At 59.9% G+C, this 17,867-nt stretch carries 18 protein-coding genes; 4 read left to right on the forward strand and 14 right to left on the reverse strand.

What is annotated here, in order from left to right; genetic code table 11:
- Positions 1-19 precede the first annotated feature (19 nt).
- The 5 genes from ACE3MN_RS05630 to ACE3MN_RS05650 all read right to left on the reverse strand — a co-directional run bounded on the left by ACE3MN_RS05630 (position 20) and on the right by ACE3MN_RS05650 (position 6,083).
- The gene (locus ACE3MN_RS05630) at positions 20-799 is read right to left on the reverse strand and encodes a heme ABC transporter ATP-binding protein (RefSeq protein ID WP_064343135.1); all 780 of its coding nucleotides are present in this window, start codon (positions 797-799) and stop codon (positions 20-22) included.
- On the reverse strand, positions 792-1,787 hold the full coding sequence (locus ACE3MN_RS05635; protein WP_219192546.1) for an iron ABC transporter permease: 996 nt from the start codon (positions 1,785-1,787) through the stop codon (positions 792-794). The genes ACE3MN_RS05630 and ACE3MN_RS05635 overlap by 8 nt, the downstream gene beginning before the upstream one ends.
- The gene (locus tag ACE3MN_RS05640; RefSeq protein WP_049088670.1) at positions 1,787-2,605 is read right to left on the reverse strand and encodes a hemin ABC transporter substrate-binding protein; all 819 of its coding nucleotides are present in this window, start codon (positions 2,603-2,605) and stop codon (positions 1,787-1,789) included. Before ACE3MN_RS05640 ends, ACE3MN_RS05635 begins: the two co-directional genes overlap by 1 nt.
- Positions 2,602-3,642 (reverse strand): hemin-degrading factor, encoded by a 1,041-nt coding sequence (locus ACE3MN_RS05645; protein ID WP_024358463.1) that lies wholly within the window; start codon positions 3,640-3,642, stop codon positions 2,602-2,604. Before ACE3MN_RS05645 ends, ACE3MN_RS05640 begins: the two co-directional genes overlap by 4 nt.
- A 71-nt stretch (positions 3,643-3,713) precedes the next feature.
- Positions 3,714-6,083 carry a TonB-dependent receptor domain-containing protein gene (locus tag ACE3MN_RS05650; RefSeq protein WP_219192547.1) on the reverse strand — a complete coding sequence of 790 codons (2,370 nt, stop codon included), beginning with the start codon at positions 6,081-6,083 and terminating at the stop codon, positions 3,714-3,716.
- A gap of 215 nt (positions 6,084-6,298) precedes the next feature.
- On the opposite strand from ACE3MN_RS05650, the gene ACE3MN_RS05655 reads away from it, so the two are divergent.
- Both ACE3MN_RS05655 and ACE3MN_RS05660 read left to right on the forward strand, forming a co-directional pair.
- Positions 6,299-6,583 (forward strand): SelT/SelW/SelH family protein, encoded by a 285-nt coding sequence (locus ACE3MN_RS05655; protein ID WP_004137407.1) that lies wholly within the window; start codon positions 6,299-6,301, stop codon positions 6,581-6,583.
- Between the two features lie 75 nt (positions 6,584-6,658).
- Entirely contained in the window at positions 6,659-7,003 is a 345-nt protein-coding gene (locus tag ACE3MN_RS05660; RefSeq protein ID WP_024358461.1) for a nitrous oxide-stimulated promoter family protein, read from the forward strand.
- 124 nt (positions 7,004-7,127) lie between these two features.
- Here ACE3MN_RS05660 and sitD read toward each other — a convergent pair whose 3' ends face one another.
- The 9 genes from sitD to ACE3MN_RS05705 form a co-directional block, all read right to left on the reverse strand.
- Positions 7,128-7,982 (reverse strand): iron/manganese ABC transporter permease subunit SitD, encoded by an 855-nt coding sequence (gene sitD / locus ACE3MN_RS05665; RefSeq protein ID WP_024358460.1) that lies wholly within the window; start codon positions 7,980-7,982, stop codon positions 7,128-7,130.
- The gene (sitC, locus tag ACE3MN_RS05670) at positions 7,976-8,824 is read right to left on the reverse strand and encodes an iron/manganese ABC transporter permease subunit SitC (RefSeq protein ID WP_004132182.1); all 849 of its coding nucleotides are present in this window, start codon (positions 8,822-8,824) and stop codon (positions 7,976-7,978) included. The genes sitD and sitC overlap by 7 nt, the downstream gene beginning before the upstream one ends.
- The gene (locus ACE3MN_RS05675; RefSeq protein ID WP_004132184.1) at positions 8,821-9,642 is read right to left on the reverse strand and encodes a manganese/iron ABC transporter ATP-binding protein; all 822 of its coding nucleotides are present in this window, start codon (positions 9,640-9,642) and stop codon (positions 8,821-8,823) included. Before ACE3MN_RS05675 ends, sitC begins: the two co-directional genes overlap by 4 nt.
- Complete coding sequence (locus ACE3MN_RS05680) at positions 9,639-10,556, reverse strand: metal ABC transporter substrate-binding protein (protein ID WP_004132186.1); 918 nt, start codon at positions 10,554-10,556, stop codon at positions 9,639-9,641. Before ACE3MN_RS05680 ends, ACE3MN_RS05675 begins: the two co-directional genes overlap by 4 nt.
- Before the next feature lie 177 nt (positions 10,557-10,733).
- A complete protein-coding gene (locus tag ACE3MN_RS05685) occupies positions 10,734-11,696 on the reverse strand; it encodes a LacI family DNA-binding transcriptional regulator (RefSeq protein ID WP_049085408.1) in 963 nt (320 codons plus the stop codon).
- Positions 11,697-11,752: 56 nt separating this feature from the next.
- Positions 11,753-12,667 carry an ROK family protein gene (locus ACE3MN_RS05690; protein WP_049135026.1) on the reverse strand — a complete coding sequence of 305 codons (915 nt, stop codon included), beginning with the start codon at positions 12,665-12,667 and terminating at the stop codon, positions 11,753-11,755.
- 207 nt (positions 12,668-12,874) lie between these two features.
- Positions 12,875-13,189 (reverse strand): PTS lactose/cellobiose transporter subunit IIA, encoded by a 315-nt coding sequence (locus ACE3MN_RS05695; RefSeq protein ID WP_004134302.1) that lies wholly within the window; start codon positions 13,187-13,189, stop codon positions 12,875-12,877.
- A 23-nt stretch (positions 13,190-13,212) separates the two neighbouring features.
- The gene (locus ACE3MN_RS05700; protein WP_004134311.1) at positions 13,213-14,535 is read right to left on the reverse strand and encodes a PTS cellobiose transporter subunit IIC; all 1,323 of its coding nucleotides are present in this window, start codon (positions 14,533-14,535) and stop codon (positions 13,213-13,215) included.
- A 9-nt stretch (positions 14,536-14,544) separates the two neighbouring features.
- Positions 14,545-14,859 (reverse strand): PTS sugar transporter subunit IIB, encoded by a 315-nt coding sequence (locus ACE3MN_RS05705; RefSeq protein ID WP_004134312.1) that lies wholly within the window; start codon positions 14,857-14,859, stop codon positions 14,545-14,547.
- A gap of 174 nt (positions 14,860-15,033) precedes the next feature.
- Between ACE3MN_RS05705 and ACE3MN_RS05710 the strand changes: the two genes are divergently transcribed.
- On the forward strand, positions 15,034-16,305 hold the full coding sequence (locus ACE3MN_RS05710) for a PTS sugar transporter subunit IIC (RefSeq protein ID WP_219192551.1): 1,272 nt from the start codon (positions 15,034-15,036) through the stop codon (positions 16,303-16,305).
- A gap of 223 nt (positions 16,306-16,528) precedes the next feature.
- Positions 16,529-17,866, forward strand: a complete 1,338-nt coding sequence (locus ACE3MN_RS05715; RefSeq protein WP_024358454.1) for a carbohydrate porin — start codon at positions 16,529-16,531, stop codon at positions 17,864-17,866.
- The last annotated feature ends 1 nt before the right edge of the window (position 17,867 follow it).

Genomic DNA, 17,867 nt, shown 5'->3' on the forward strand with positions numbered 1-17,867 from the left:
GCAGAATAATGTCATCGACTCACGGCGCCAGATAGACCTGCGGAACAGCCGTATCGGGATGTTCGCCCACGCTGACCTCCGCGCCGTACCAGCGGCTGACGATCGGCTGCTGAATCACCTCCTGCGGCGTGCCCTGCGCCACCAGTTTCCCCTGATGCAGCAGCAGAATCCGGTCTGCCCACAGCGCCGCGAGGTTCAGGTCGTGCAGTACGACGCAGACGTGCAGCCGGCTGCTGCGGGTCAGGCGTTTGAGCAGACGCAGCAGATGTTGCTGATAATAGAGATCCAGCGCCGAGGTAGGCTCATCGAGAAACAGCCAGCCCTCGGGCGCGCCATCGCGCCACAGCTGCGCCAGACAGCGGGCCAGCTGCACCCGCTGCTGTTCGCCGCCGGAGAGGGAAGGGTAGCGTCTCCCGGCCAGATGGTCGCAGCCGGTCTCCTTCATCACCCGGCGGATTATCTCCTCGTTTGGCGCGCCGCCCCACGGCGAGCGGCCCATGGCGATAACCGTTTCGATCGGCCAGTCGGCGTGCAGCTGGGTGCGCTGTAGCATCACCGCCCGGCGGCGGGAAAGCGCTTCTGCTGACCAGCTTTCCAGCGGGCGGCCTTCCACCAGTCGTTCGCCGGCGTCGGGGGTTAAAAAACCGGTCAACAGGCGCAGCAGGGTCGACTTACCGGCGCCGTTGGGGCCAATCAGCGCCGCCATCTCGCCGCCGCGGAGCTGGAGCGAGACATCGTTAACGATCTGCCGGTGACCCAGACGCAGCGTCAGCGAACGCGCGCTATAGCGATTATCCATGCGTCTCTTTCTCCTGACGAAAAATCAGCCACAGAAACCACGGCGCGCCAAGCACGCTGGTCAACAGCCCGACCGGCATCTCCGCGGGAGCGGCAACGGTGCGCGCCAGCGTGTCGGCCAGCAGCAGTAGAATCGCGCCGCACAGCAGCGAACCGGGAACCAGGCCGCGATGGTCCGGCCCCAGCCACATCCGCATCAAATGCGGCACGACCAGGCCGATAAAGCCGATAATGCCGCTGATGGCCACCGCCGACGCTACCAGCAATGCGCTGCACAGCAGCAGTAGACGCTGCAGGGCGCGAACGTTGACGCCGAGATAGTGCGCCTCTTCATCACCCAGTTGCAGCAGGTTAAGCCGCGAAGCCATCGCCCACACCACGAGGGAGGCCGGGATCATCAACGTGGCCGCCACCAGCAGCGTCGACCATTCCGCCTGCCCGAGGCTACCCATACCCCACAGCGAAAGCTGGCGCAGCTGAGTATCGTTGCTGATCCACGCCAGTACCCCGACCAGCGCGCCGCAGAGGGCGTTAATGGCGATGCCGACCAGCAGCAGGCGCGACAGCGAGGCGTCTCCCGCCCGGCTGAGGATAAAAATCACCACCATCACCGCCGTGCTGCCGATAAACGCCGCCAGCATCGGCGCGTACAGCGCCACGAGCGCCGGCAGCGACAGGGGCAGCACCAGCCAGCAGGCCACCGCCAGCGCCGCGCCGCCGCTGATCCCTAACAGTCCCGGATCGGCGAGGGGGTTGCGAAACAGCCCCTGCATCACGCAGCCGGAGAGCGCCAGCGCGGCGCCGACCAGCAGCGCCAGCAGCACTCGCGGCAGGCGAATGGTCAGCCAGATGTTCCTCAGGATCTCATCGCCGGCGGGCAGCAGGCTGGTCAACGGCAGGCGCATCGCGCCCAGGGTCGTGGCGAGCAGCGTCAGGACAATCAGCAGCAGCGTCATTAACCACAGATGACGGGCAGGGTAGGAGCGCATCAGGGCAACTGCTCCGCTTTTTGCCGCAGCGCGAGCACTTCCTGCGGGGTGCGCGGGCCAAAGCCGAGCAGGGCCATATCATCGATCACCAGTACCTGCTTATGGCGTCCCGCAGGCGTCTGCGCCAGCCCCGGCAGCTTCCAGAGCCCGGCTTCGCCGCCCATGCCTTTCAGCCCATCGGCGGAGATCACCACCAGGTCCGGTTTACTGGCGATAACGCCCTCCTGCGACATGCTGCGATAATGGTCGAAGCTCTGCATGGCATTCTGCAGCCCGGCCGCCCTGATTGCGCCATCCGCCGCGGTTTGTTTCCCGGCCACCATGGTATTCATGCCGCCGTGGCTGAGAATAAACAGCACCCGCTTGTTCACCGGCTGCGAAGGAATTTGCGCGATCTGCTGATGAACCTTCTGGCGCAGGGCGTTACCTTCGCTCTGCTTACCAAGGGCGTCGGCAATCACGGCAATTTTTGCCTCGATTGCCGGCAGGTCGTAGCCGCCCGGTACGTTGATCACCTTAACCTTATTCTCTTCAACCTTTTTCAGCACCAGCGAGGGCTGCGCCTGGGCGCTGGCCAGCACCAGCGTCGGGCGCAGGGAGAGGATCCCCTCGGCGTTCAGCTGGCGGATATAGCCCACATCCGGCAGGCTCTGCGCGGCGGCAGGCCAAGTGCTGGTGCTGTCTTTCGCCACCAGCTGCCGCTGGGCGTCGAGGGCGTAAATCACCTCCGTGACGTCGCCGCCGAGCGACACAATCCGCTCGGCGGCGGCGCTGGCCAACAGTGGAAACGCCGCAAGTAATATCAGCCAGCGCTTCATGCCAGTAGCCCTTCGGTGGTCAAACCATCGACCTGCGCACGCCACTGCGCCTGCTCCGGGTGGCCTTCGCTGCGTTGGCCGTACAGCTGTGCGATCTGCGTGCCGTCTTTGGCGAACAGCTCGACGCTGGTGACGTGGCCGTCGGAGGTCGGTTTGCGGGTCACCCAGATCTCATCCACGCTCTCCTCGCGCAGATGCAGGGTAAACGCGGCGTTGAAGATATTCAGCCAGCCGCGCATCGGGGCGACCTTTTCCAGCGCGCCAGTGAAGATCTGTACGCAGCCGCGGTTGCCAACGAAGATCATGATCTCGTTGCCATCCTGGCGGATGGTTTCCAGCAGCCCCGGCAGCGTCTGGGTGTCAATGCGGCAGGCGAGATCGTCGCTGACCAGGCGGAAAGCCTGCTGGCGCGACAGGTTATATTTTCTCAGCAGGCCGAAGAACTGGTGAACGTCGGTCATGGCGCGCCATTCGTTTTCCAGCGCCTCGCCGTCGGCGGCATCGGCATATTTCAGCGGATCGGCCGGGCGAATCGCCAGCGGGGCAGGCGATTGCTGCGTATGCGCGGCAATCAGCGCATCCCAGGCCGCCATGTCGGTATTTCCGGTGGTGTAAACCTTGAGCAGCGCGTCGCCGTGCGGATCGAAGAACTGAATGCTCTGGCGACCGTTGTCGCTCAGGTGAAAAGCGCTGGCCCACTGGCTGAGAAACAGGCGCAGGTCGAGGGCGCGCGGATTGAGCACCAGCCCGGCGTGGCCGCTCAGATGCTGATGGGTAAATTCGCCGACCTGCTCATGCACCGCATATTCGTTGCGGCAGATGCATTTGGTTTCCCCCACGGCTTCCAGCGCCGTCAGAATGGCGCGGGCGTCGTCCTGCAGACGTACGGCATCGTAGCCCTGGCGGGCTTCGGTCAGTTCGGCTTCGCTAATCCCCATTTCGGCGGCGATATCGCGGGCGTATTTCGCGGAAGATTGCGCTTTCGTGGCCAGATAGCGCTGCCACAGCGGGGTATGTTGCGGTTGGGTGTTGTGCATAATTCACATCCTTCTCTACGATGAGTTTCCCCGGCTCGCGGCCGGGGAGCAGGTTTCTTATTATTAGCCGGTCAGAAATCGACGTTAACGCCCAGCTGCCAGGTGCGGCCAGGCATCACCGCCAGCGCCCGGTCGTTGGCGTCCTGATTGGTGGACATTTCGATATTGCGGCTGCTCAGATAATCCCAGTATTTACGATCGGTAATGTTGTATACGCCGCCGTTGACGCGCACGTTCTTCGCGACCTGCCAGTACGCGGTCCAGTCCAGCATGCCGTAGCCCGGAACGCGCATATATTCGCTGGTCGAATCGGTAATCGCGGAGCCGGTATTGGTATAGCTTTCACGGCTGGTGGCGGTGGCGCGCTTGCCCTTAACAAAGGTGGCGGTCAGCGCGGTGCCGTACACTTTTGCCGGATCGTCCCACGCCACGCCGACGATGGCCTTCATTGGCGCGACGCTATCGAGGTCGACGTACTTATCGCCGCTGTAGCTCGATTTCGATTGCCCTTCGCTATAGCCGTAGGCGAGGGTGGCGCTCAGGCCGTTAACCTCTTCAAACCAGGTGCCAAAGTTGAATTTAGCGCTGATTTCGCCGCCGTAGATGTACGCTTTATCGCGGTTTTCCGCCTGGTAAATGGTGTAGATGTTCGACGGTACGTTAGTGAACTGCACCGGATTATTGGCGCGGGTGTAGCGGGTATAGGCGATAAAGTTTTTATAGGTGTTGTAGAACAGCGCGGTGCGCATAGTGATGCCTTCCGCCACTTCGCCCTTCATCCCCCACTCAACGTTATCGCTGGTTTCGGTTTTCAGATCGGTGTTGCCGATCAGCGCATACTGGGCGCGTCCGGCGTAGCTGGAGCCGAGGTTCCACGAACCGTACAGCTGGCTGGCGTTCGGGAACTGCGCGCCGCGCTGATACTGCAGATAAGTCATCAGGCGCGGGGTGATATCGTACTGCAAGACCAGCGACGGCAGCGCCTGGGTATCAGCGTTCTTACCGTACAGATTTGACACGTCGGAACCGGTCAGCACGCTGCTGTTGTTGGCCAGATCGGAGACGTTTTCCGGTTTGGTCGACTGATGCATCACGCGAATGCCCGGGATAACCGCAAAGTTATGCTCGTCGAGGTCGAAGTTAATTTTGTCCTGCAGGAAGCCGGCGACGATATAGCCGCGGCTGTCGGCGTCCGGCTGCATGATCTGGCTAAAGGCGCTCGGGGTTGGCGACTGGGTTAACGGGCGCTGGGTTTTCGTCGTGCTGGCGTTAAAACCGGCGCTCAAATCGTGGCGGCCTATTGATTTCGCCAGCGCGCTCTGAATGCCCCAGGTGTCGGTATCGTAGTCGGAGCTCACCGTTTGCATCGCGCGGGTGACGCTGTCCGGCATATATGTCCAATCATGGGCCTCGGTATGCTGGTAGTAGACCTTGGTCGATACGCTGTCGATATAGTCGTTCATCGGCGTCCAGTCGTCTTTCAGGCTCAGGCCCCAGCGGCGGGTCTGGCTGGTCTGGTTTGACGTGCCGATAACGCTGTTGCCGCTGGAGTCCCAGGCGTCATAATGCGTGTGGTTCGTTTTATGGTAATAATCGAAGGTGCTGGTGAGCTTATGTTCGTCATTCGGCTGCCAGATCCCCGAGGCCATAAAGGCGTTGGAGTGCCAGTTTGCCGGGTATGAATCAACGGTCCCGCTGTTGTTTTCCGTTTCCTGGCCGTCGCGACGGCTGTAGACGAAGATCCCGCGCAGGGTTTCATCGCCGCCGGCAACGGTGACGCCGTTGTGCCAGCTGCGATCGGATGAGTCGTAGCCGCTGCGGTAGCCGAAGGCGCTGGTTTTGCCCGGATGCAGGTAGTCATCCGCGGACTTCGGACGGAAAGAGACGTTGCCGCCGATGGCGCTGTTGGCGGTATCGGTTGAGGTCGCCCCGGACTGAATATCGATGCTGCCGTACATGTAGGGGTCAATGTAGTCGCGGCCCATACCGAACGTATTGAGGCCCGCGCGGCTGGCGTAGCTGCGCCCGGTGGCGTTCGGCTGGGCGATGCCGTCGACGTCGATCCCGACGCGGTTGCTCTCCATGCCGCGTATGTTGTAGCCGGTATAGCCGCCGCGGTCGAAGCCGCTTTTGCCGTTGCCGGAACCGCCGCTGGCGCCGGTGGCGCTAATGAGCGGCTCGTAGCGCATGATGGAGCCAAAGTCGTTGGCCCCTTTATCCTGCAGCTCCTGAGCGCTGATCGAATGTTCGCTGCCCGCTTTCAGCAACGGCGCCGGCGCGGTAACGGTCATCCGTTCCGAGCTGTCATCAGAAGATGCGCTGCTGGTGGTTTTCGCGGTGGTATCAGCCGCCCCGGCGGAAGTTTGATAAATTGCTGTAAGCAAAGAAGTCACCAGCAGGCTTTTCTTGAACCATGCTGTTGATTGAGTGGAGTTATACATAGTAGCCACGCCTTAATCATTATTAGTATTGGCTCACGCGTTACTTCCAGAGTGCAGGTGTGTCCGGTTATTCCGTTACTGGACGTTTTTTCTCCATGCTTATTGATTGCGAATGGTAATGATAGGTATTATCGTTTGCAACAAAATAATCATGTATTCCTCAATTAATCTGCAAGTTGTTTACAATTTGCCCTTTGACCGACAGCGAGACGCCGATGAGCCACAAAGCCGCGATTACCATTACCTACTGTTCGCAGTGCAACTGGATGCTGCGCGCCACGTGGATGGCCCAGGAACTGCTGCACAGCTTTAGCACCGACATCGCCTCGGTCACGCTGATTCCGGGAACCGGCGGGATCTTCGTGGTGGCCGTTGATGATGTGCAAATCTGGGAGCGCAAGCAGGATGGCGGTTTCCCCGACGCGGCGGAACTCAAGCGCCGGGTGCGCGACGTATGCTTCCCGGAAAAACCGCTGGGGCACGTGGATAAACCGGCATAATCCTCAGGGAGTATGGGGCTGCATCGCCCTCTATGAATGTGTATTATGAATGCATCTTTTCGGGGGGAACAGGCGATGGCGGGCAAACGTATTGCGCGGGAAAAAAAGACCATTAGCAGCATGATAACGCTCTACCAGCGCCGCTGCCCGGATGCCCGCGACGACGGCGAACACTATCAGGCGCTTAACGACTATGCCGACAAGCGGCTGGATAAATGCGTCTTTGGCGAAGAGAAGCCCGCCTGCAAGCAGTGCCCGGTGCACTGCTACCAGCCCGCGAAACGCGAAGAGATGAAGCGGATTATGCGCTGGGCGGGGCCGCGGATGCTCTGGCGGCACCCGATCCTGACGATTCGCCATCTGATCGATGACAAACGTCCGGTGCCGGAACTGCCGGAAAAGTACCGGCCCAAAAAATAGCGAATTTCCCCCGGAGGCGATGCTGCGCATCTGTCCGGGCTACGTCCTGGGGGAGAGGTAGCCCGGACAGGCGCAACGCGCCGCCTCCGGGAATAATGCCCGTCAAGGTAGCCCGGGTAAGGCGTCAGCCGCGACCCGGGGCCTCGCCGGAATGGGCTGTGGTTTGGCTATCGCGAACCGAGGTCCAGACAAACGCGATAACGAACAGAACGGTAAACAGCACCACGATGGTCGGCGCCGGGGCGCTGTCGAGATAAAACGACAGCCACACGCCGCCCAGCGAACAGCTTAACGCTATCGCCACCGCCAGCAGCAGGGCGCTGACAAAACGCCGCGTCAGCAGCAGCGCAATAGCCCCCGGCGCTATCAGCAGCGAAATCGACAAAATGATCCCCACCGCTTTCAGCGTCGCCACGATGGTCAGCGCAATCATGCACAGCAGCCCATAATGCAGCAGCCCGCAGCGCAATCCGCTGGCCTTCGCCTGCTGCGGGTCAAAGGCGTGCAGCAGAAAATCGCGCCACTTCAGGCCGATAATCAGCGCAATCGCCAGCGCGATCAGCGACGTTTGTACAATATCGCTGGCGGAAATACCCAGCATATCGCCAAACAGAATATGATCGAGATGCACCTCCGACTGAATCGACACGTACAGCACCAGGCCCGCGCCAAACATCCCGGAAAACACGATGCCCATGATCGTATCGCGCTTAATACGGCTGTTATCGTCGAGATAACCGGTGGCGATGGCGCAGAACAACCCGGCGATAAACGCGCCGATGGCGAAGGGGATACCGAGGATATACGCCACCACCACCCCCGGGAAAACCGCGTGGCTCATGGCGTCGCCCATCAGCGCCCAGCCTTTTAGCACCAAAAACACCGACAGCAGCGCGCAGGGGACGGCAACGATCGCCGCCACCAGCATGGCGTTGACCATAAAAGAGAACTGGAAAGGTTCAAGCAGCGCGCTCAGCATGAGGCCTCCCTGGCGCGACGACGGCTGGCGAGCAGGCCGTGCTTCGGCGCGAAAACGAACGCGGTTAAAAACAGTAGCGTCTGGGCGACGACGATAATTCCGCCGGTCGCCCCGTCCAGATAGTAGCTCAGCCAGGCGCCGAAAAAGCTGGTCAGGCTGCCAATCGCCACGGCGATGGCCAGCAGGCGCGGGAAGCGGTCGGTCAACAGCCAGGCGGTAGCGCCGGGCGTCACCACCAGGCAAATCACCAGAAACGCGCCGACGGTTTGCAGCGCCGCCACGGTACAGGCCGCCAGCAGGGTAAAGAACAGCAGCTTCAGCCCGCTGGTATTGAGGCCGATCGAGCGGGCGTGATTCTCATCGAAAAAGGTCACCATCAGGTCTTTCCACTTCAGCAGCAGAATCGCCATCGAAATAAAGCCAATGGCCGCCAGCTGGATAATATCCTCCGGGGCGATGGCCAGAATATTGCCGAGAATAATGGTCTGGATATTCACCGAGGTCGGGTTCAGCGACACCATAAACAGGCCGATACCGAAAAAAGAGGAGAAGATCAGGCCGATAATCGCGTCTTCCTTCAGCTTCGAACGCTGATTAAGAAACAGCATGCTGCCCGCCGCCAGCCCGCCGGAAAGAAACGCCCCCAGCGCGAAGGGCAGGCCGAGCATATAAGCGCCCGCCACGCCCGGCACGATAGAGTGGGAGAGGGCGTCGCCAATCAGCGACCAGCCCTTGAGCATCAGGTAGCAGGAGAGAAACGCGCACACTCCGCCCACCAGCGCCGACACCCACATCGCGTTCAGCATATATTGATAACCAAACGGCTCCAGCAGCCAGCTCATCTTTCGCCTCCCGCCGCCCGGCGGCTGATAAACGGCCGCTCATCGTCGGTAATAATCCGCTCTTCCGCGCCGCTCAGCACCACGTGGCGCAGCACGCCGCTAAACGCCAGTTCGAGGTTTTCGGCGGTAAAAGTGCTTTCCGTCGGGCCGCTGGCCAGCACGGTGCCTTTGACCATCACCGTGTAGTCGCAGAACTCGCTCACCGAGCCGAGGTTATGGGTGGAAACCAGCATGGTGCAGCCTTCGTCGCGCAGCTCCCGCAGCAGTTCGATGATGCGCGCTTCGGTCTGTACGTCGACGCCGGTGAAGGGCTCATCCAGCAGAATGACTTTCCCCTGCTGAGCGATAGCGCGGGCCAGAAACACGCGCTTTTTCTGCCCGCCGGAGAGTTCGCCGATCTGGCGCTGCCGGTACTCGCTCATGCCGACCCGCGCCAGGGCGGCATCGACAATCTCATGGTCGCGCGCTTTAGCCCGCCGCAGCCAGCCCATATGGCCGTAGCGCCCCATCATCACCACATCTTCCACCAGCACCGGGAAAGACCAGTCCACCTCTTCCGCCTGCGGAACGTAGGCGACAAGGTTCTGGCGCAGGGCGCGGTTAACCGGCTGGCCGAGGATCGCGATATCGCCCTTACCGACGCGCACAAAGCCCATCAGCGCTTTAAACAGCGTTGATTTGCCCGAACCGTTCACCCCAACCAGCGCGGCGATGGAACTGCGCGGCACGCGGAACGAGGCGTCGCGCAGGGCGGTATGACCGTTGCGATAGGTCACGCTGACGTTGTTGACCGCGAGGCCCGGCAGCTCGTTACTCATGCCTGTTTCCTTAGTCCGTCGTTGATGCCCTGGACGATGGTTTGGGTGGTGACGCGCAGCAGGTCGAGGTAGGTCGGCACCGGGCCATCGGCGGCGCTCAGGGAGTCGACGTACAGGACACCGCCGTAGTGGGCGCCTGCTTCTCTTGCCACCTGACGCGCCGGTTTATCGGAAATGGTGCTTTCGCTAAAGATAGTCGGGATATGCGCTTTCTTCATGGTGTCGATGGTTTTCCGCACCTGCTGCGGAGTGCCCTGCTGGTCGGCGTTGATCGGCCACAGATAGAGCTCCTGCAGGCCGTTATCGCGGGCCAGATAGGAGAACGCCCCCTCGCTGGTTACCAGCCAGCGCTTGTCCTGCGGCAGTTTCGCCAGTTCCGCCTTCAGCGGCGTCATGGTCTGGCGAATCTTCTCTTTGTAGGTCTCAGCGTTATGGCGATAGGCGTCGGCATTTTCAGGATCGTACTTCACCAGCGCGTCGCGAATGTTATCGACATAGATCAGCGCGTTGTCCGCCGACATCCACGCGTGCGGGTTGGGCTTACCGTTATACGGCCCCTCGCTGATGCCCATCGGCTGAATGCCGTTGCTGACCACCACTTCCGGCACGCCGTTCAGGTGCTGATAAAAGCGGGCGAACCACAGTTCAAGATTCAGTCCGTTGGCGAGGATCAGCTGCGCGCCCTGCGCGCGTTTGATATCGCCGGGCGTTGGCTGATATTCGTGGATCTCGGCTCCCGGTTTGGTGATGGAGCTGACGTCGGCGGCGTCGCCCGCGACGTTTTGCGCCATGTCGGCGATTACCGTGAAGGTGGTGATCACTTTAAATTTCTCTTTTGCCTGGACGGGGGCGACGGCCAACAGCGCCAGCGTGGCGGCAAACATCAGATGCTTCAGGGGTGGCAGGTGCAGCATAAGGTCCCTCACAACGTTGCGATTAATTAATCATCATTTATAGCCATTGCTATGTTATATAGCACACGCTATTTATAAATGAAAATAATTCTTATTTAGATGTGAGGCGAATGATTAGCGTGGGAACCAGCGGCGCGAGAGGAAAGGCCCGGCCACGCGGAAGGCCGGACGCTAGAATCAGGAGAGATCGGCCACCGACTGGCGCGGGATCAGGCGCCCCGCCAGCGTACGGCCTTCGGCGGAGAAGGTGGGGCGCTCGTCAATCAGGTTACGAATACGCTGCAGGCAGTTCTCCATCAGCTGCTCCAGCGGCCAGGAAATACAGGTGAGCGGCGGATTGAGCAGCGAGGCGAGGGGGGAATCCTCCAGGCTCAGCAGCGAGACCTCCTGCGGTACGGCAACGTTGAACTCGCGCAGCAGGCGCATCGCTTCGGCGGCGTAGCGGTCCCGTTTCACGATAATCACCGAGTATTTGCTGAAGCTGTTAATCAGCGTCAGCAGCGCCTGTTCAACGTTATCGTTGGCCGCCAGCATCAGCTGCCGGTTAAAAGGGATGGAGTAGTTTTGCAGAACGTTGCGATAGCCTTCGAGCATCTGGCGGCTGGCGTCATCGCTGTCGTTATCAACGAGCAGCGCGATATTGCGATGGCCCTTGCCGATCACGTAGCGGCAGGCGCTTTCGGTGGCGAAAGTGTAGTCGTAGCCCTGATTATTGACTCCGGCAATGCTGAAACGGTCAAAGGAGATCACGTTGCGCGGCGCCTCCGCCGGGACGGCGCCGAGCACCACCACCGCCACGCACTGGCGCTGTAAATCGTCAACCACCGCCGCCTGTTCCGCCGCATCCGTCACGTACTGAACAATCAGGTTTTTATTCAGCCCCTTTAGCGCTAATGAGAGCATCGGCAGCAGGCGCGCGCCGCTGCTGTCATCGTTCGCCGGGATCACCAGCCCCACGTGATTGGATGTCTGACTGGCGAGGTTTTGCGCGGCAAAGCTCGGGCGGTAGTTAAGTTCTTCTACCGCGCGCAGAACCGCTTCCCGGCTCTCTTCGCGCACGCCCCTGGTGCCGGTCAGCACGCGGGATACCGTCGCTCGGGAGACATTCGCTAATCTTGAAACATCATCAATGGTTGGCATGGCATTTTCTGTCTGAATATTTTCGCCTAGCTTAGCATACCTGCTGAAAAAAGTGTCTACCGCCGGCGGCCTTCAGCGCTGTCCAGAACCGGTAGCCAGGCCGCGCCGCGCACGCCGCTGGCGTCGCCGAAGCGGGCCTGTTTGATCTGCGTCCGGCAGCTATCGGAGAAGAGATACGGGACGATTGCCGACGGCAGCTGCTCATAGATTTGCCCGACGTTGGAGAGCCCGCCGCCCAGCACAATCACCTGCGGATCGAGGATATTGATTACCGACGCCAGGCTGCGGGCGAAAGCGTCGATAAAATGCCGCCAGTGGGCCAGCGCCTGGGGATCGCCGTTTTGCGCGGCGGCGATAATCGCCTCGGATCGCGCCTGCGCGCCGTAGCGGCGGGCAAAGCCGGTGCCGGAAATAAAGCTTTCGATGCAGTTCTCTTTTCCGCAGTAGCAGGGCTGCGCCGGGCCGTCGCGCTCGGGGCGGTAGCCCGGCAGGGGATTGTGTCCCCATTCGCCAGCGATGGCGTTAGGCCCGCTGAGCAGCCGTTGGTTCACCGCGACGCCGCCGCCGCAGCCTGTGCCGATGATGACGCCGAATACGGTCGTCGCCCCGGCGCCCGCGCCGTCCACCGCCTCAGAGAGGGTGAAGCAGTCGGCATCGTTCGCCATCCATACCGGTTGACCGAGCTCCCGCATCAGGTCGTGGCGTAGGTCGTGGCCGTTAAGCACCAGACAGTTACAGTTTTTAATCAGGCCGCTTTGCGGGTCGATAGCCCCCGGCAGGCCGATACCGAGGGTAAACGGACGCTCGCTCCAGGCGCGGACGCTCTCAATCAGTCCGAGCAGCTGCTGCATAAACGCGTCGTAGCTCTCTTTATGTGTCGGACGGCGCTGGCGATAGACGCATTCGCCCGCCGCGTTGAGCAGGACGGCTTCCATTTTGGTGCCGCCGATGTCTAAACCGAGATGTAGCATGGTTGTCCTTAATCGTGGTAGACGGTTTCCCGGGGCCAGCCGGTTTTCTCCGGGAGGATGCTACGCGTGCAGTCCAGGTAGCCCGGCTAAGCGCAGCGCGAGCCGGGAAGTCAGCCAGATGACATGAGAATTTACCGTTTTCCCGGGTCGCGGCGTAAACGCCTTACCCGGGCTACGTCATCTCCTCTCCCCTGGAGAGGAGGAACTCTACGCGTGCAGCGGTCGCGAGCGGTAAATGGCGATCAGTTCGCCGATCAGCTCTTTCGCCAGAATTGAGGTCATCAGATGATCCTGAGCGTGAACCATCACCAGGGTCATTTTGGTTTTACCCTCTCCCTCGTCGGCCTCAATCAGCTGGGTCTGCACCCGATGCGCCTCGCGGGCGAAATGCGCCGCTTCTTTCATTTTTTCGTCGGCGGCGGTGAAATCCCCCGCTTTAGCGCAGCTCAACGCTTCGTAGCACAGGCTACGCGACTGGCCGGCGTTGATGATGATACCCATCACCTGTTCTTCTAATTCCATGACAACCCTCTGAATAGTATGAATTATGCGGACTGCGGCGCGCTTTCGGCCTGGGCGGCCGCGTTAGCGTGCTCCTGCTCAAGCAGCTGTTTTTCGTAGGCTTTGAGGAACGGCAGGTACATCACCATCGCCGTCGCCATACAGATCAGGCACATGATCACCGGGCTAAAGCTCCAGTTCGCCGCCCATGAGGCGCCGATAGGGGCAGGCGTCGTCCACGGCGTCATCGACACCACGCGGCTCACCAGGTCCAGCTTCAGCGCAAAGTAGGCCAGGGTCGCGTTGATCATCGGCACCAGCACGAACGGCAGGAAGAATAGCGGGTTCATGATGATCGGCGCGCCAAACAGAATCGGCTCGTTGATGTTAAATACGCCCGGCACCACGCCCATCCGGCCAATCGTTCGCAGATGCACGGCCTTGCTGCGCAGCAGCATCAGCGCCAGCGGCAGGGTGGATCCGACGCCGCCGATCAGCAGGTAGTGATCCCAGAAGCCCTGGACGTAGATATGCGGGATCGCGGTGCCTGCGGCCATCGCCGCCTGGTTGATCGACAGGTTCGCCATCCAGAATGGATTCATGATCCCGGTGACGATCAGCGCCCCGTGGATCCCGGCAAACCACAGCACCTGGCACACCAGCACCGACAGCAGAATCGCCGGTAGGGTATCGGAAGCCGCCACCAGCGGTTTCACCAGCGACATGATCGCTTCCGGGATAATCATTCCCAGCTGCGCTTCGATAAACAGATTCAGCGGATGCAGCGTCAGCACGATCGCCAGCACCGGGATCAGAATTTCAAACGAGCGCGCTACGCCCGCCGGAACTTCAGGCGGCAGACGGATCGTAATGTTGTGCCGCTTGAGGAAGGCGTACAGTTCGGTGGAGTAAATTGCCACCAGAATCGCGGTAAAGATCCCCTGACCCGAGAAGTAGGCGGTGGAGATCTGGCCATCCTTCAGCGGCGCGGCCACCAGCAGAAACGACATCAGCGACAGCATCCCGGCGGTCAGCGAGTCCAGATTGTGGTGTTTCGCCAGGCTGGCGGCGATCCCGACGGCGATAAACAGCGTCATCACCCCCATGCTGAAGTTAAATGGCAGCATCAGCGCATCGCGATGATCGAGGGAAAATTGCAGCCAGGCGCGGGCAAAACCCCACGTCGTATCCGGAGAAAAAGGCGGGAAAATAAAGACCAGCAAAAACGAGCCGACGATCATAAAGGGCAGGGCGGTAATAAAACCGTCGCGGATGGAGGTAACGTATTTTTGCTGGCCGATCGCCCCCGCCATAGGGGTGATCTTCTGTTCAATCACGGCGATCAGCTTAGCGTACAGAGAGCTCATGATCTTTCCTTAGTTTTTGTTATCGATAAGGGAAAGCGCGAAATCCAGTACGGCGCCGCCTTTTTGCATGCCGTAATCCATCATGTTGATGGGTTCCACGCGGATCCCGTATTTATCCGCCTGTTTTTGCAGATCTTTCTGCATGTATTTCACCTGCGGCCCCAGCAGGACCACCTGGTAATGGCCGACCTGCCGATCGAATTCCGCGACGCCGAAGGCGTTGATCTCCACCGGTAGACCGCGCTGCTCGGCTTCGGCGATCATTTTTTTCACCAGCAGGCTGGTGGACATGCCCGCGGAACAGCACAACATTATCTTTTTCATATATCGCTCCTGATGAGATGGATGCGCCGACTATAGTCATAACGGATATAAAACGGAAAGCGCTTTCCAATTGTGGATTTATTTATTGTGACCACGATCACCTATGACGGGCTTTTACTTTACCCGGGAGTGCGCGATCATCCTGGCGACCAACCTATTCTGAAAGGCAGGATTATGAACATTCAGTTGATGAATGTTGCCGTCGACATCATCGAGCAGCGTCTGGCGCCGCTGGCCAACGTTCTGACACGCAATAACCACATCACGGCGATGCGTGACAGCTTTGCGCTGGCGATGCCGTTTGTGATTGTCGGAAGTTTGCTGGTGCCGATTTTGTTTCCGCCCGTTTCCATCGACGTCGCATCGTTTTTCGGCCAGTTCTATTTCCAGCTGCGTCCCATTCTGCTGCCGACTTTCGAACTGACCATCGGGCTGGTGGCGCTGATTGTGGCCTTCGGCGCCAGCGCCAGTCTTGCCAAGCAGTACCGGCTGCCGGAGCGGCTCTGCGGGCTGACCGGCTGCCTGGCGTTCTTGCTGCTTATCGGCTTTCGCGGCAACGGCGCGGCCAATCTTTATCTTGGCGGGATGGGGATTTTTACCGCGCTGATTTCAAGTACTTACTCCATTGAGATCGTGCGCTTCTTCTACAAAAAAGGCTGGTGCATCCGCCTGCCGGAAGAGGTGCCGGTGATGACCCGCAACGGCTTTCAACTGCTGATCCCGCTGCTGGTGGTGATGCTCTCCATCAGCGTCATCAACGCGCTGCTGTTGCAGAGCACCGGGCGCATTTTACCGGAGCTGATTAGCGAAGCGGTGCGGCCGCTGGTGGTGGCGTCCGACACCTTAACCGCGGTATTAATCTCTTTGTTTATCTGTAACCTGCTTTGGTTTGTCGGCATTCACGGGGCGCTGATTATCACCGGGATTATGAACCCATTCTGGATGACCTATCTGTTTGAAAACCAGCAGGCGCTGGCCGCCGGTTCCGCCACGCTGCCGCATATTTACCTGCAGGGATTCTGGGATTTTTACCTGCTGATCGGCGGCATCGGCTCCACCCTGCCGCTGGTGTTTATGGCGATGCGCAGCCGTTCGCGGCAGCTGAAAAGCGTGGGGAAAATTGGCTTGCTCCCCTCGCTGTTTAATATCAATGAGCCGATACTGTTTGGTTTTCCGATTATCATGAACCCGGTCTTTCTGCTGCCGTTTCTGTTTGTGCCGCTGATAAATGCCTGTATCGCCTGGTATTTAACCCAACTGGGGATTCTCGATCGGGCGGTGGCGATGCTGCCGTGGTCGATGCCGGCGCCGCTCGGCGCGGCGTGGTCAGCCAACGGCAGCTGGAAAAACTTATGCATGTGCCTGTTTGCCATTTTTAACGCCTGGATGCTCTATCGTCCGTTCTTCAAGGTCTACGAACGCCAGCTCGCCGACGCCGAACGCTAAGCTTTTCGCCTGCCTGCCACAGCCCGCCGCGCGCGGGCTTTTTTATTTCTGCCGGATTATGTGAACCTCATCACGAATATTCGCCCGCTCTCGTTAAAATTGTGAACTCATCCGGCAATTACGGAAAGCGCTTTCCGTTAATGGATGTGCATTTCCAATTTTGATCCGTAAATTTCCTCCCGTTCTCAGGCAGTGTTAATAAAAAAATAACCAAGGAATAAAAATGATCAGGCTAAATCATTCAATACCTCTGTCTTTACTCGCCCTCGCGGTGATGAGCGACTGCGCCATCGCCGATCCGAAGTACGATTTTATGCTCCACGGCTATATCCGTTCGGGGATCCTCGCCAACGCCGACGGCAACCGCGCCGACTCCGTTGGCCTGATGCCGGACGGCAAATGGCGTCTGGGCAACGAAGAGGATACCAAGATCGAACTGATCCCGACGGTGACGTTAACCTCGGACAGTGGCGTGGTGGCTAAAGTCCAGGCCAACATTACCCATCAGTCGAAATGCACCTCCGACTGGAACTGTCAGGATGACGACGGGCATGATGTGCAGTTCCGCGAAGGTTTCGCCGAACTGTCCAACCTCGACTTCGCGCCGGAAATGACCTTCTGGGCCGGTAAGCGCTACAGCAGCTCCAACACCTCCAGCCACCAGTTCGACTGGGAGTACATTCAGTACAACGGCACCGGCGGCGGCTTCGACAATATGGATCTTGGCTTCGCGCGCTTCGATGCCGGGGTTTACGCCTTCTCGCCAACCGACGAAACCAAAGCCTACCCGGTCGACAAAGGCGATCAGGGCTATCCGGATGACTACTCGCTCAACCTGTGGCTGAAAAAGATCGGCGGCACCGGCTTCGACCTTGAGCTGATTGGCCACCACATGAACCGCAATGAGAAGCACCCGACCTCGGCGGAAAAGGGCTACGGCGTGACCGGCGTCTACAACTTTGACGGTTTTTACGGCCTGACCGGCGGCTACTCTCGCGTGGTCTTCCAGTACGGGCGCGGCCTGGCGGCGGGGGACTCGCTGGGTAAAAACGGCTGGGGCTGGGCAAACCTCGACGATACCCAGTCCTGGCGCGTGGTGCTGGATAACATGGCCTCGCTCGGCGACTGGGAAATCTCCACGTTTGCCTACTATCAGAAAGACAAAAACTACCGCTGGTGGACGGAAGATGCCGACGGCTGGGGACGCACCAGCTGGGTGGCGGGGATCCGCCCGTACCAGCAGATCACCAAAAACTTCGCCATGCAGTACGAGCTGGGCTACGAATATCTCGACGATAAAAACTACAAAGGCGTGGACGGTAAAGGCAAAGGCGGCCTGACGAAAGTGACCATCGCGCCGACCCTGACATTTGATTCCGGCTTCTGGACCCGCCCGCAGCTGCGCTTCTTCGTCACTTACGCGAAGTGGGACAAAGGCGTGTCCGACGCGCTGGACGGCAACTATAACTGGGACACCAATACTATTTCCGCAGGCGGCTACTCGCGCAGCGGCGACACCGACACGCTGAACTTTGGCGTGCAGGCCGAAGTCTGGTTCTAAG

Origin of the sequence: Klebsiella grimontii (assembly GCF_042137965.1) — a bacterium.
GTDB classification, from domain to species: domain Bacteria; phylum Pseudomonadota; class Gammaproteobacteria; order Enterobacterales; family Enterobacteriaceae; genus Klebsiella; species Klebsiella grimontii.